Annotated in this window: 9 protein-coding genes; 4 read left to right on the top strand and 5 right to left on the bottom strand. The window is 72.9% G+C overall.

Annotated features, from left to right (window positions below; genetic code table 11):
- Nucleotides 1–64: 64 nt before the first annotated feature.
- Together WMF33_RS17245 and WMF33_RS17240 are read right to left on the bottom strand one after the other, a co-directional pair.
- A complete protein-coding gene (locus WMF33_RS17245) occupies nucleotides 65–2,146 on the bottom strand; it encodes a hypothetical protein (RefSeq protein ID WP_437338152.1) in 2,082 nt (693 codons plus the stop codon).
- Nucleotides 2,147–2,648: 502 nt separating this feature from the next.
- Nucleotides 2,649–4,199 (bottom strand): lysine 5,6-aminomutase subunit alpha, encoded by a 1,551-nt coding sequence (locus WMF33_RS17240; RefSeq protein ID WP_437338151.1) that lies wholly within the window; start codon nucleotides 4,197–4,199, stop codon nucleotides 2,649–2,651.
- Between the two features lie 234 nt (nucleotides 4,200–4,433).
- On the opposite strand from WMF33_RS17240, the gene WMF33_RS17235 reads away from it, so the two are divergent.
- From WMF33_RS17235 to WMF33_RS17220, 4 genes are all read left to right on the top strand, one after another.
- A complete protein-coding gene (locus tag WMF33_RS17235; RefSeq protein WP_437338150.1) occupies nucleotides 4,434–5,030 on the top strand; it encodes an FxsA family protein in 597 nt (198 codons plus the stop codon).
- A gap of 468 nt (nucleotides 5,031–5,498) precedes the next feature.
- Nucleotides 5,499–6,017, top strand: coding sequence for an NUDIX hydrolase (locus WMF33_RS17230; RefSeq protein WP_437338149.1), 519 nt, complete (start codon nucleotides 5,499–5,501; stop codon nucleotides 6,015–6,017).
- 380 nt (nucleotides 6,018–6,397) lie between these two features.
- Complete coding sequence (locus WMF33_RS17225; protein ID WP_437338148.1) at nucleotides 6,398–7,090, top strand: oxidoreductase; 693 nt, start codon at nucleotides 6,398–6,400, stop codon at nucleotides 7,088–7,090.
- Between the two features lie 160 nt (nucleotides 7,091–7,250).
- A complete protein-coding gene (locus WMF33_RS17220) occupies nucleotides 7,251–9,374 on the top strand; it encodes a RecQ family ATP-dependent DNA helicase (RefSeq protein WP_437338147.1) in 2,124 nt (707 codons plus the stop codon).
- A 136-nt stretch (nucleotides 9,375–9,510) separates the two neighbouring features.
- Here WMF33_RS17220 and WMF33_RS17215 read toward each other — a convergent pair whose 3' ends face one another.
- The 3 genes from WMF33_RS17215 to WMF33_RS17205 all read right to left on the bottom strand — a co-directional run bounded on the left by WMF33_RS17215 (nucleotide 9,511) and on the right by WMF33_RS17205 (nucleotide 12,673).
- Nucleotides 9,511–9,723, bottom strand: coding sequence for a hypothetical protein (locus tag WMF33_RS17215; RefSeq protein ID WP_148313657.1), 213 nt, complete (start codon nucleotides 9,721–9,723; stop codon nucleotides 9,511–9,513).
- Nucleotides 9,724–10,117: 394 nt separating this feature from the next.
- Complete coding sequence (locus tag WMF33_RS17210; RefSeq protein WP_437338146.1) at nucleotides 10,118–11,173, bottom strand: tyrosine/phenylalanine carboxypeptidase domain-containing protein; 1,056 nt, start codon at nucleotides 11,171–11,173, stop codon at nucleotides 10,118–10,120.
- Between the two features lie 180 nt (nucleotides 11,174–11,353).
- Complete coding sequence (locus WMF33_RS17205) at nucleotides 11,354–12,673, bottom strand: PhoH family protein (RefSeq protein WP_437338145.1); 1,320 nt, start codon at nucleotides 12,671–12,673, stop codon at nucleotides 11,354–11,356.
- Between the last annotated feature and the right edge of the window lie 56 nt (nucleotides 12,674–12,729).

Raw genomic sequence — 12,729 nt, 5'->3', positions numbered from 1 at the left:
GCGGGGAGCGCGGCTCCCCGTCGGACCCCCTCGGACTCTCGGTCGCGGCGCAGCCGTGGAGGTGTCATCTGCGGGCCGAGATCCCGCTGTATTCCAGGGATCGCCGGATGAAATCGGGCATTTCCGCCCATCCGATGCTCGTGATCACGCGGGCCTCCGTCGTGTCGTCTTCGAAGCTCCACCGGCCGAGCACGGACGCGCTCAGGCTCAGCCCAACCGGGAGGAGGACGCTTCCGGAGCCGCCGACGTGAAGTCCCGCTCGCGGCGCCGCGTCCGATGCCTCGTCCGCATCGCTGGTGGCCATCCGCGCCGCGCCAACCCCGAGCTCAACGGCGAGGCTCGCCGGCCGGAGCGCGAGCGTGCCGCGCATCGTCCCTTGGGGGAAGACGCGCCCCGAGGTCTCCTTCGGCTCCCGGAAGTGGACGAGCTCGAACGCGGAGGTCAGCGCGAGGGCGTCGTGCTGCCAATCGAGCGCGAGCCAGAGGCGCGTCGCGTCGTACTGGATGCGCTCGACGTCATCCACGTAGAATCCGGGGCTCACGCCGGCGCCGATCGCCGTGCTCGCCGGCGGCAGGTGGTTCCGGTAGCAGCGCTCCTCCGCGCTCCGGATCATGCCGGAGAGCGCGAGGGACGTGTCGCCGCCAGCGCCACGGTCCTGCCGCGCCTGCTGCGCGGCCTCCTGCAGCTCGGCGACCGCGTCCTGGATACACCGCCCGAGCTCCGCATTCGCGGCTGGATCGCGATTGCCCTTGTAATCGCCTGCGTAGTCGACGGTCATTGCGACCGCGAACTTGGCCCGCGCGCCGAGGATCTGGTCCACGCGCGAGGAGGGCTGGCTCACGGCGAGCGAAATGTTCAGCCCGTCCAGCCAGGGGGAGGATGCGACGGGGCGCGCCAGCTCTTCATGGGAAGGCATGAGGACGGCGACGCGCTCGGAGAGCTTGAGCAGCTCATAGACGAGCGCCGCGCGGGCTGGACTCCTCGCGTTGTTCAGATCGAGCTTGCTGACGACCTCGCGAGCGATCGCCCCAGCGTCCGCGCCGAGGGAGGTGGCTCGCTGGGTGAGCGCGCTTCGAAGCTCCTCCGCGAAGCGCTGCTCCACGGCGTCCCAGATCGCGCCGCCCTTGGACACCAGCTTCCTCGCGAGCTCGTAGGTAAGCCCGTCGTCGGGGCCGGACGCCGCTTTGCCGCCAGCGCGACCCCCTGCGGCCCTCGGGCCCGCGCCCCTCATGCCACGATCGATGAAGTAGGTCTCGAGGGACTGCGCGTCGGGCCCCCGTATCTTGCGAGCAAGTTCGTCGCTCGTCGCGCGTCGTAGGTCCCCGCCGAGCCCCGGCGGGAGGTTGTTCACCATGTCCTCGACGCTGATGTGCACCGCGAGCGCGATGGCCTCCCGGAGGTGGCGCTCATACTCGACGTGGGCCGCGGCTCGCCTCGCGAGCTGCGCCTCGCGCGCCATGCGGAAAGGCGACACCGACACGCCGCCGCCGAGCGCGATCCCCGCCGGAGCTATGGAGGCGGGCACCTCGGCGCTCAGGAGCGGCTGAGCTCCCGGGCGCGCCGCCATGAGCGCGCTCGTGCCGATCGTCGTTGCCGCCGGGATTTGGGGGAGCAGCCCCAGACCGAGAACGATCTCACGCACGTCGTGGCTGCGCAACTCGATCAGCGGCGGAAGCGGGCAGCAGCAGTCGCCCTGGTCCACCCGCTCGTTGGCTTCATGGATATAAAAGTGGTTGTGAATATCAGCTTGCGGCGGAGGCGCAGCGCTCCGCGCCTGGCAGTCGGTCGCAGCGACCTCCCTCCGTATGTCCGCCATGTGCTGGCTCGCCACCACCCCAGGCACACACCCGGGAATGCGCCTGGATCCAGCCCTACCCAGGTAATACACTCGATCATCCAGCGAGCCGCACTCCTCCCCGGGCCTCCTAATTTCTCTGAACGGCTCCGTGCGTTGAACGAACCTATTGATAGCCGCATTGATCGCGGCCGTGTACCTGTCTTCGGGTACCTCGTTGGCGACACAGACGGCGAGGAGCTGGTGCTTCAGCTCAGTCGCGAGGCGGTGAAAATTCTGGCAGCACGCCGGCAAGCCGCTGCGTTCCTGCGCCAGCGTCGATGAGCTCCAGGCAAGGCTGAAGAGCACCACGGCGGCGCAGCTCTGCCACGCGAGCGACGTAGCCGGGCCTGACATGCCCCTGCGGCGAGCACGGTCGCCGCCCCGCCGACGTGCTGAAACACGAGCGTCCATCATGAACAGCAATGCTACATGGTCGTACTTAGATGACACAAGCGGCGCGGAGGCTACGGCGGTAGCTATGTCAAGGTTCTCGAAGACTCGGAGCGCAAGCACACCTCCGTCCTGAACGCCCGCTGTTCGCTCCACGGACAGCGATGGGACGCTTGCTCGTTGGCTCGACATCCGCGGACGGGTCGACCCCCCTCCAGCCTGGCCTCCTGCCCGGTTCTCCGGGGGTCACACCCCCTCCAGCCTGACCTCCCGCCTGGTCCTTTGGGGGTCGCCCCCTCCTCCAGACTGACCTCCTGCCTAATCCTCCGGGGGTCGGCTCCCGCCCGGCCGGCCATCGTGCCCGATCGCGCGGGGGTCGTACCCCCGGGCCGGCCACGGCGCTGCCCCTCCGGGCCATGGACTACAACGACGACCGCTCCAGCACCTCGAGGACCGGATTCAGGTACTCCGGGTGCCGGGCCACGACGCCCGCGTACCCCTTCCCCCCGGTGCGCGTGCGCTTGACGTCGCCGAACGCGCCGCGCCCGATCGCGTCCCAGAGGGTCTCCCGCTCGACCTCGCCGAGGAGCGCGTGCGCCTTGTCGAGGACCTCGCGGGCGCGCGACTCGACGATGCCGCCCGGCTTCCACTGGATCTCGTCGCCGAGGTGGCGCGCCGCCGTGAAGATGTAGCGCGCGCTCTTCAGCGAGAGATACCGGTCCATGAGCAGCGGTGTGTGGATCGCCTCGCTGAACATCCCGAGCAGCTCGATCGACTGGCCGGTCGTGATCCCGACCAGGTTGAACATCGCGTCGTGGACGTGGCTGTGGAAGATGTCGCCCGTCTTGAATTTCGTGGGCGGCATCCACTTGATCGGGTGCCGATCGAAGATCTGCCGGACGAGCTGGGCCTGGGCGAGCTCGAAGAGGAGGCTGTCCTCGAGCCAGGGGTTGATCTCGAACGCGTGGCCGAGGCCCATCTGCTCCTCGCGCAGGCCCGCGCGCCGGGCGAACGCCTCGTTGATGAACTGCGACGCGAGCACCGTGTGGGCCTTCTCGACGGCGTCGGCGGTCGTGAGGTAGTTGTCCTCTCCCGTGTTGATGACGATCCCGCTCCTCGCGATGATCCGGCGGGAGAAGTACTGATCGATGAACGTCCGCTGCATGTTGATGTCGCGGAACAGGATCCCGTACATCGCGTCGTTGAGCAGCATGTCGAGCCGCTCGACCGCCGCCATCCAGGCGATCTCGCTCATGCACAGGCCGGACGAGTAGTTCGTCTGCGCCAGGTAGGTGCCCGTGTCGCGGGTCGCCTCGTCGGTCGCGCGGCGGATGATCCGGAAGTTCTCCTGGGTCGCGTACGTGCCCCCGTACCCCTCGGTGGTCGGCCCCTCCGGGACGTAATCGAGGAGCGACTGGGCGGTCGCGCGGATCACGGCGACGATGTCGGCCCCGGCGAAGCCGGCGGCCTTGGCCTGGACGGCGTCGTCGTAGATGTTGCCGGTCGCGACGATGACGTACTTGAGCGGCGCGACGCCGACCCGGTGCGCCGCCTTGTTGGCGTCGCGCTCCTCGCGGGCCCGGTCGATCCGGGCGATCGCCTCCCGCGTCGCCGCCTCGAGCGCGCCGCGCGCCTCGGCCGCGGTCGGGCCCGCGCCGAAGTCGGCCGCCTCGCTGAACGCCAGCGCCTCGGCCGCCTCCTGCACCGAGGCGGCGCCCTCGCAGAGCGCCCGGCCGAGGTGGTACGCGACGCCCCAGCCCAGCTGCCCCGCCTTGTGGATGCGATCCACGAGCGCGTTCACGAGCGGCGTCCCCTCGGCGTCGGCGCCGACCACGCCGTAGGCCCGGGCCACCGTGCGCTCGACGCCGACCGTGGTGTGGCGGTCGATGAAGCGCTGCACCTCGTCCGCGATGTCGGCGGCGAACGCGCGGCACGCCTCCACCTTTTCCTGCTCCACGGGGACGGTCGTCATGGATTTCTCCGGGGCAGGCGGTCTTAGCGCACTCTCACCGCGGCCGGTACTCTAGCGCCGGCTCCGCGCCGGAGCGGACGGCCGCGAGCGGCGCGGCGTCGGCGCGGCGTCGGCGCGCTCGGCGCGCGGAGAGGCGACGCGGCGCGGCGGCAAGGCGGCATGGCGGCGCGGCGCGCGGGGGCGGCGTGCGGGCCCGAGCGTGCGCCGCGCGGCGGGCGGCGCTAGACGGGGGGCATGGGCAAGCTCATCCTGCTCTTCACGGCGGTCCCCATCCTGGAGCTCTGGCTGCTCCTATCGATCGGCGACCGCATCGGCTTCTGGCCGACGGTGGCGATCGCGCTCGGAACGGCCGTCCTCGGGGCGGCGCTCGCGAAGCACGAGGGGCTCAAGGTGCTCGCCTCCTGGCGGGGCGCGATGGCCGAGGGCCGCGTCCCGGACGAGGGGCTCACCGGCGGGCTGCTCGTGCTCGTCGGCGCGGCGCTGCTCATCACGCCGGGGGTGCTGACCGACGTGGCGGGGCTCGTGCTCCTGCTCCCGCCCGCGCGCCGCCGGATCGCCGCGGCCGTGCGCGAGCGGTTCGAGCGGCGCGCGGCCGCGGCGAGCGCCGCCGGCCTCGGCAGGTTCGGCGGGTTCGGCGCGGGCAACGGGGCGTTCTTCAGCATGAGGGTCATCGACCTCAGCGGCGGGCCGTTCGGCGGACGCGGCGCAGAGCGCCCTGGCGCGCCCCGCGAGCGGCCGGCGTCAGGCCAGGTCATCGACGTCGAGGCGGAGGTGACCGAGGAGGACGAGCGCGGCGGGCAAGCGCGAGAGACGCGACGACTGCCCCGCTGACGCGGCGGTGACATCGACGTTTCGTCGAGCGCACGCGCCCTCCGCGCACGAGCGACTCTGGCGCTCGACGCCCGAACAGCCGCGTCAGGAGCCGGCGAGACACGCGAGCAACGACATCAGATGATGATTCACGCTCGGGCTGCATGAATGAAACGACAAAGAAACAAAGCCTATTGTAGGCTGCTCAACGTCGTCGGAGAGGTCCGACATCTCAGGAGAAGCGACATGAAGATCTGAGCCCACACAACGTCCCGCGACAACGCACAAGGAATCCAACGCAGCAACCCCTATGCAAGATCCAACGCGAACCGCGATCCCATCGACACCACCGCGCCGCCCGGGTACCGGCGCGAAGAACGGCTCTGGCACGGCGTCCAGCCCCGAACGAAAAGGGCGCGCTCACCTGGGCGCGGCCCGCGCGGCGATGCGCCAGCGGCCCCACGTCCTGCCCTCGCGGAGGGTCCCGCGATGAGGCTCATCAAATCCATGGCCGGCTGGCTGCTCGGGTACGCCGATCCGAGGGAGCCTCTCGGCAGCTCGCTGATCAACGCCATCTCCCGGCTGCCCATCAACCTCGCCGCCGACGCCGTGTGCCTCCGGAAGAACGCGGACTCCGGCGCGCTCGAGGTCCTCCTGACCCAGCGAGGAGCGTCGGAGTCGAGCCCCGGAGCGTGGTGCTGCCCGGGGAGCGTCCTCTCGCCCGGCGAGCAGCCCGAGCACGTGCTCCACCGGGTCGGCATGACGATCTCCGACTTCACGTTCGTCGGCGACTACTTCTCCGCCGCCGCGCGCGGCTGGATGCTCTCCCGGGTCCATCAGGCGAAGCTCGCCGAGGTCCCGGCCACCGGCACCTGGTGGCCCGTCGAGCAGCTGCCGAACAACATGGTGCCCAAGCACCGGGAGCAGCTCATTCCGATGGCGATCAAGGCCTTCCACGCCCAGCGCGCGAAGCTCGCGCCGAAGGTCGCCCCCGCGCCGGTCACGTGAGCAGCGCGCCGCGCGGCCCCTCGCCGGCCGCGCGAGCAGGCCCCGCCCCCCTCGAGGCCTCCTGCCACGACCATCGCCGCCGCCGCGCACGCCAGCGACCTCCTCCGGGTGTTCTGTTCCGGGTGTTCTGTCCCGGTCGTGGCCATCTCTGCCCCGGAGAGAGCTCGCATGAAGGCGGGAAGCCGGCCGCGGCGATGGGGAGCCCGCGCACACCGGGGAACCTGGAGCGGAAGCGGAAGGAACCGTAGGGGATCCGCGCCGGCCGGCCGCTCGCGACGCCCGCCGCCGGCCGCTATGGTTCGCGCGCCGCTTGGGTTACGCTGCGCGGTACGGCTGTGGATCCCCGCGGCGGCGCCCTCCGCAGGTGATTCCGCAGGAACATGGAATCCATGACGGTCGACAAGACAGCTCTCATCGTGGGAGGAACGGGCCTGGTCGGCGGCCACTGCTTGCGCCTCCTCGTGCAGCAACCCGCGTACGCGCGGGTCGTCGCCCTGCTGCGCCGCCCGGCCCCGATCGAGGACCCGCGGCTCTCCCAGCGCATCGTCGACTTCGATCGACTGGACGGCGCGGAGTTCGCCGGCGTCACCGACGTGTTCTGCGCGCTCGGGACGACCATCGCCAAGGCCGGCTCCGAAGAGGCCTTCTACCAGATCGACTATCGTTACCCGATCACCATCGCCAGGCTCGCCGAGAAGGCGGGAGTGAAGCAGTTCGTCCTGGTCTCCTCCGTGGGCGCCGATCCGCGCTCGACCAGCTTCTACCTGCGCGTGAAGGGCGAGCTGGAGCAGGAGCTCTCGGGGGCGAGCTTCGCGTCGGTCCACGTCCTGCGCCCGAGCCTGCTCCTCGGCGAGCGGGGCGAGGTCAGGAAGGGCGAGGCGATCGGCGTCGCCGCGGCGCAGACGCTCCGGTTCACGATGAAGGGCGGCCTCCGCAGGTACCGCCCCATCGACGCGAGGACCGTCGCCGGCGCGATGGTGGCGGCCGCGCTCCAGGGGAGCCCCGGCCGCCACGTCTACCACTTCGACGACATGGAAGCGCTCGCCAAGGGCGTCGGCGTGGTCCAGGCCTGATCGCCGCGCCGCCCAGGCGCGCGCGCGCCGGCGGCGCGAGGCCGGCGGCGGCCCCCGGGCGACCCGCGCGCCGCCATGGCGCCGCCACCCCCGGCGCGACGCAAGCCCACGAAAATGCTAGGGCTCGCGGCGGGCACGGCGCTCGCTCGACGCCGCCGCCATGATCTTCGCTGAGCCCCCCTCGCCGATCGTGACCGAGCGCCTCCCCTCCTCCCCGCTGCGCCCTCCGGAGGGCCCGCCCCCGTCGATCGACGCCGTGCTCGCGGATCGGTTCGGCATCGCGTCGTTCCGGCCGTGGCAGCGCGAGGCGATCGACGCCCTGCTCGGGGGCGCCGGCCGCGTCCTCGTCGTCGCGCCGACCGGCGGCGGCAAGTCGCTCTGCTACCAGCTCCCGGCCGTCGCCTTGCCCGGCACGACGCTCGTCCTGAGCCCGCTCATCTCCCTGATGGAAGATCAGGTGCGCGCGCTCGAGGTGCGCGGCATCCCCGCGACGTTCGTCGCCTCCAGCCTCCCGCGCGAGGAGAACGGCCGCCGCCTCGCCGCCCTGCGCCGCGGCGAGTACAAGCTCGTCTACGCCGCGCCCGAGCGCCTCGCCTTCGACGGCTTCCTCGAGGCGCTCGCCGAGAGCCGGCTCTCGCTCGTCGCCGTCGACGAGGCGCACTGCATCGTCCAGTGGGGGCACGACTTCCGGCCCGACTACCTGCGCATCGGCGCCGCGCTCGCGCGGCTCCGCCCGCCCCGGGTCCTCGCCTGCACCGCGACGGCGACCCCCGACGCGCGCGACGAGATCATCCGGCGCCTCGGCTGGCCGCGGAGCTCGCCCGGCGACGACGACGACGGCGGCGCCGCGGGCGAGCCCGGGCCGGAAGGGCCGCCGCCCAAGGTCATCCTGCGCGGGTTCGCCCGGCCCAACCTCCACCTGCAGGTCTCCGCGGTGGACGGCCCGCGCGAGGCCGGGCGCCTCACGGCGCGCGCGCTCCTGGACGCCCTCGGCGACCCCGGGCGGCCCCGCGGCGCCGGCATCGTGTACGCCGCCACCCGCAAGGGGGCGGAGCGCCTGGCCGAGGCGCTCCGCGACGCCGGCTGGAACGCCGAGGCGTACCACGCCGGCCTCGCCCCCGAGTCGCGCGCGCGCCTGTCGGCCGGCTTCGCGGATCGCAGCCTCTCCGTGGTGGTCGCCACGAACGCCTTCGGCATGGGCATCGACCGGCCCGACGTGCGCCTCGTCGTGCACGCCCAGCCGCCGTCGTCGATCGAGGCCTATTACCAGGAGGTCGGCCGCGCCGGCCGCGACGGCGACCCGGCCCGCGGCCTGCTCCTGTTCGCGCCCGCGGACATCGCGCTGCGCCGCCGGCTCTGCCAGCTCGGCGAGGGGGGCGCCGAGGCGAGCGCCGACGACGCCGCGCGCGCGTGGGGGCTCTTCCGCGAGCTCCTCCGCTACATCGACGCCGCGACGTGCCGGCACGACTTCATCCTCCGCTACTTCGGCGACGAGGCCGAGTCGCTCGGCGGCTGCGGCCACTGCGACGTCTGCCTCGAGGTCGACGCCCTGGAGGAGAGCGACCCGGCCGCGCTCGCCCGCGACAACGACCTCGTGCGCCGCGCGCTCGCCGGGGTCGCGCGGGCGAAGGGCGGCGCCGGGATGCAGGCGATCGCGTCGATGCTCATCGGCGAGTCGAACGAGCGCGTCCGCCGCATGGGGCTCGACCGGCTCTCCACCTTCGGCGTCCTCCAGGGGAAGCGCCACGACGAGGCCATGTCGATCCTGCGGGTCCTGCTGGCGAACGCCTGGATCGATCTCACCACCGGCGAGTTCCCCGTCCCGCTCGTCACGCCCGCGGGCTGGCGCGTGATGCGCGGCGAGGTGCCCGCCCGGGTGCGGCTCCCGGTCCCCGCCGCGCGCCGGCGAGCTCCGCGCCGATCGGCGGCCCCCTCGCCCGCCGCGCGCCCCGCGCCGGCCGCGCGCGCGTCCTCCGCGGCGGCCCACGACCGCGCGCCGGCCGCGCCCGTCGCCTCCTCGCCCGCGCAGGCGGACCCCGGGGTCGAGCTCGAGGCGCGGGACGTCCCGCTGTTCGAGGCGCTGCGCGCCCACAGGGCCGCGCTCGCCAAGGAGAAATCGCTGCCCGCCTACGTCATCGCGCACGACCGGACGCTCCGGGAGATCGCGCGGATCCGGCCCGCGTCGCTCGACGATCTCGCGCTCGCGCGCGGCATGGGGCAGGCGAAGATCTCGAGCTACGGCGAGGGCATCCTCCGCGTGGTGCGGGAGTTCTCGGGCGCCTAGCCGATAAAGCCGAGCCCGCGCGCGTCGCTGTCGTTGGGCCGGAGCCGCCGGCGCACGGGAGGCGCGGAGGCGGGGAGAGCGCTCGAGTCGTCTCTCGCCCCGTCTCCACGCCTCCCGGCGCGGTCGTGCCTGCGCTTCACGCGTGGCCCGCGACGCGGAGCTCCGCGATCAGCTGGCCATCCAGGCTCACGAAGGTCGTGAGCCGGCCCTCGACGTTGATGAAGACGTCGAGCATCACGCCAGCGCCGAGATCCACGACGTGAAGATCGTCCTTGAGGACCACCGCCGGGGCCTCGCCTCCCCTCGGCGGCCGCCTGGATTCCCGTTCCATGGCCTTCTTCGAGTTCATGCCCCCCTCCGCCCGCTGGCCCATCCGAGCCGCGCGCCCCCGGAGCCACCTCCGCGCGCCGCGCGGCCCCGCCGGGCGCGATCGCGCGCGCGCGACGCCGCGCTCGCCAGCGGACACGACAAGCGCGTTCCATGCCGTGCTCGCACGGCCGAAGTGATCCTTCCCTTCACGCAGCCCCCTTTCTCTCCGCTCCTCGCCCGACCCGCAGCGCCCTCCATTTCATCGGATCCGTGTGGCGGGAAGATAGGAAGTTCAGGGGACGATCGGACTTTTCTTCCCGCCTTCCCATGCTCCCGCGTGAGCCGGACAACCACGGATCACCAGGCAACCGCGGCCTTCCGCTCGACCGCGCCCGGGGCGCAAGCGACGCCGAACCGGGCCGCCGCGGCCCTTCTCAGCTCACCCGTGCCCAGGACGCAAGCGACGCCGCGGCGCCCACGGAGACCCTGCCCGAGGAGAGCACCTCGCCGAGCGCCGGCTGCTCCAGGAGCGTCGCCTCGACCCGCAGCAGCGCCGGCAGGTAGACGACCTCCCGCGCCAGACCGCCGCCCCGGTGGACCCGCGCCGCGATGCGCAGGGCGTCGGCGGTGGAGCGCGCGCCGCGCGCCTCGAGCAGCCGCGCGGTCTCGACGAAGCTGGCGCCGCGCTCGACGCTCCGCGCGGCGAGGTGGCGCAGCCCGAGCTCGACCCGGCGGGCGCCGACCAGGTACCCCGCGGCGCGCTCGCGGGCGAGCGCCCAGCCCTCCTGGTCGTCGCCGCCGTTCGCCGTCCCGATCGCGAAGATCCCGAGCGGGAGCGCCGCGGCGCGCACGCCCGGCGCCGCGTGCCCCTCGATCTCGTGCAGCACGGTGCGCTCCACGTCGTCGCGCGTGAGCATGCGCCCCCGCGCGACCTGGATCACCCCGTCGCCCGTCGCGGCGAGCGGCGCGATGTCGGCGATCACGACCCGGAGCGGCAGGCGCCGCGCCCCGATCTCGCGCCGCATCCGCGACACGAGCGACCGGGGCGAGCGCGCGTCGTCGCTCCGCACCCGCGCCTCGTCGCCCGCGGTCGCGCCCGCGCCCTGCTCGACCCAGGCCGCGGCGAGCGCGTCCGCCTGCTCGTCGAACGCGTCGCGCGCGGCGTAGCGGCGGCGCGCGGCGGCCCAGCACCCCGCCCCGCCCGCGGCCTCGCAGATCGCGGCCTCCGCGGCGAGCTCGAGGGCGCGGCCGGCGTAGACCGCGCCGAGCTCCCCCAGATCCGCGAGCCGCTCGGCCGCCGTGTCCATCGCTATCCGGAGATCGCTGTGGTCCTGCGCGGGCGCGTAGACGAACCGCGGGACCTCCCCGCCCCCCTTGCCCCACGCCGCGGCGAGCCGCGCGAGCTCCTCGACGAGGTTCACCGGCGTGCTCGAGCCGACCACGCGGATCCGCCGCGCCGCGGCGCCGAGGAGCCGATCCGCGTCCGGCACCCAGGCCGGCGGCCCCGAAGGCCTAGCCCGAGGACGCCGCGCCACGCTCCGCTGCCCCTTTCACGTTCGCCCTCGCCCCGCTGGCTCCCGCCTCGCTCGCTCCTGTCCTGCTCGCCCCCACGCCGCTGGCTCCCGTCCTGCTCGCCCCGTGAGCGCGCCGCGCGCCCCCCGCCGCGCGCGTCAGAGCAGGTTCGCCGCGAGCTCCGCGAGCTCGCTGCGCTCGCCCTTGGCGAGCACCACGTGCCCCGCGATGCGCTCGCGCCGGAACCGCTCCGCCACCACGAGCAGGCCGTTCGACGCGTGATCCACGTACGGGTTGTCGATCTGCTGCGGATCGCCCGTCAGCACGATCTTGGTCCCCTCGCCGCACCGGGTGATGATCGTCTTCACCTCGTGCGGGGTGAGGTTCTGGGCCTCGTCCACGATGAGGTACTGGTGCGGCAGGCTGCGCCCGCGGATGTAGGTCAGCGGCTCGACCTGGATGCGCCCGCTCTCCAGGAGCTCCACGAAGCCGCGCGCGTCGCGCCCCGGCTTCGCGCCGCCGTTCGAGAACAGGAACTCGAGGTTGTCGAAGATCGGCTGCATCCACGGGTTCAGCTTCTCGTCCACGTCGCCCGGAAGGAAGCCCAGATCGCGCCCGAGGGGCATGATCGGCCGGCTCACGAGCAGCCGGCTGTAGGCGTTGTCCTCCGTCGTCCGCTTGAGCGCCGCCGCGAGCGCCAGGAGCGTCTTGCCCGTCCCCGCCTTGCCGATGAGCGTGATCAGCCGGACGGAATCGTCGAGCAGGAGGTCGAGCGCGAAGGCCTGCTCCTTGTTGCGCGGCCGGACCCCCATCACCCCCTCCCGCCCGACGCGGAGCGCGACGATCTGCCCGCGCGCCGCGTCGAACCGCCCGAGCGCGGTGTGGCTCGGCGCCCCCGCGTCGCGGAGGAGAACCGCCGAATTCGGCAAGAGATCCGCGAGGTTGGCGCCGGCGAGAAAGCCGTTCTGGAAGAACGCGTCGACCTCGGCGCCGGGCACCTCGAGCTCCACCACCGACTGCTCGATGGCCGGATCGTGCACCCGCTGGTTCTCGTACGTCTCCGCCGGGATCCCGAGCGCGTCGGCGCGGATCCGGAGGTTCGTGTCCATCGTCACGAAGATGGTCGGCCGGTCCCTGTGCCGGTCGCGGATGTCGATCGCCGTCTGCAGGATGGCGCTGTCCTGCGAGCCCGACTCCAGCCCCACGAGCAGCTCCGGCCGCCGCTCCGGGATCGCGATCCGCAGGGTGCCGCCGCTCTCCAGGAGCACGCCGGTCGCGAGCGTGCCGGCGCCGCGGACCTCGTCGAGCAGCCGGGCGATGGTCCTCGCGTTGCGCCCGCGCTCCGAGCCCTCCCGCTTGAACTGGTCGATCTCCTCGATCGCGTAGATCGGGATGATGACGTCGTTGTCCTCGAACTTGAAGATCGCGTGGGGATCGTGGAGCAGGACGTTCGCGTCGAGAACGTAATTCTTCTTCATAGGGGCGAGCGCGACGGCGTAGTCGCCTGAGGCGACGGGCGCAAGGGCGTGTTGCG

Source organism: Sorangium sp. So ce394 (assembly GCF_051474665.1).
Classification (GTDB): domain Bacteria; phylum Myxococcota_A; class Polyangia; order Polyangiales; family Polyangiaceae; genus Sorangium; species Sorangium cellulosum_D.
Note: the sequence above shows the minus strand (reverse complement) of the source record. Positions and strands in the feature narration are given on the sequence as shown.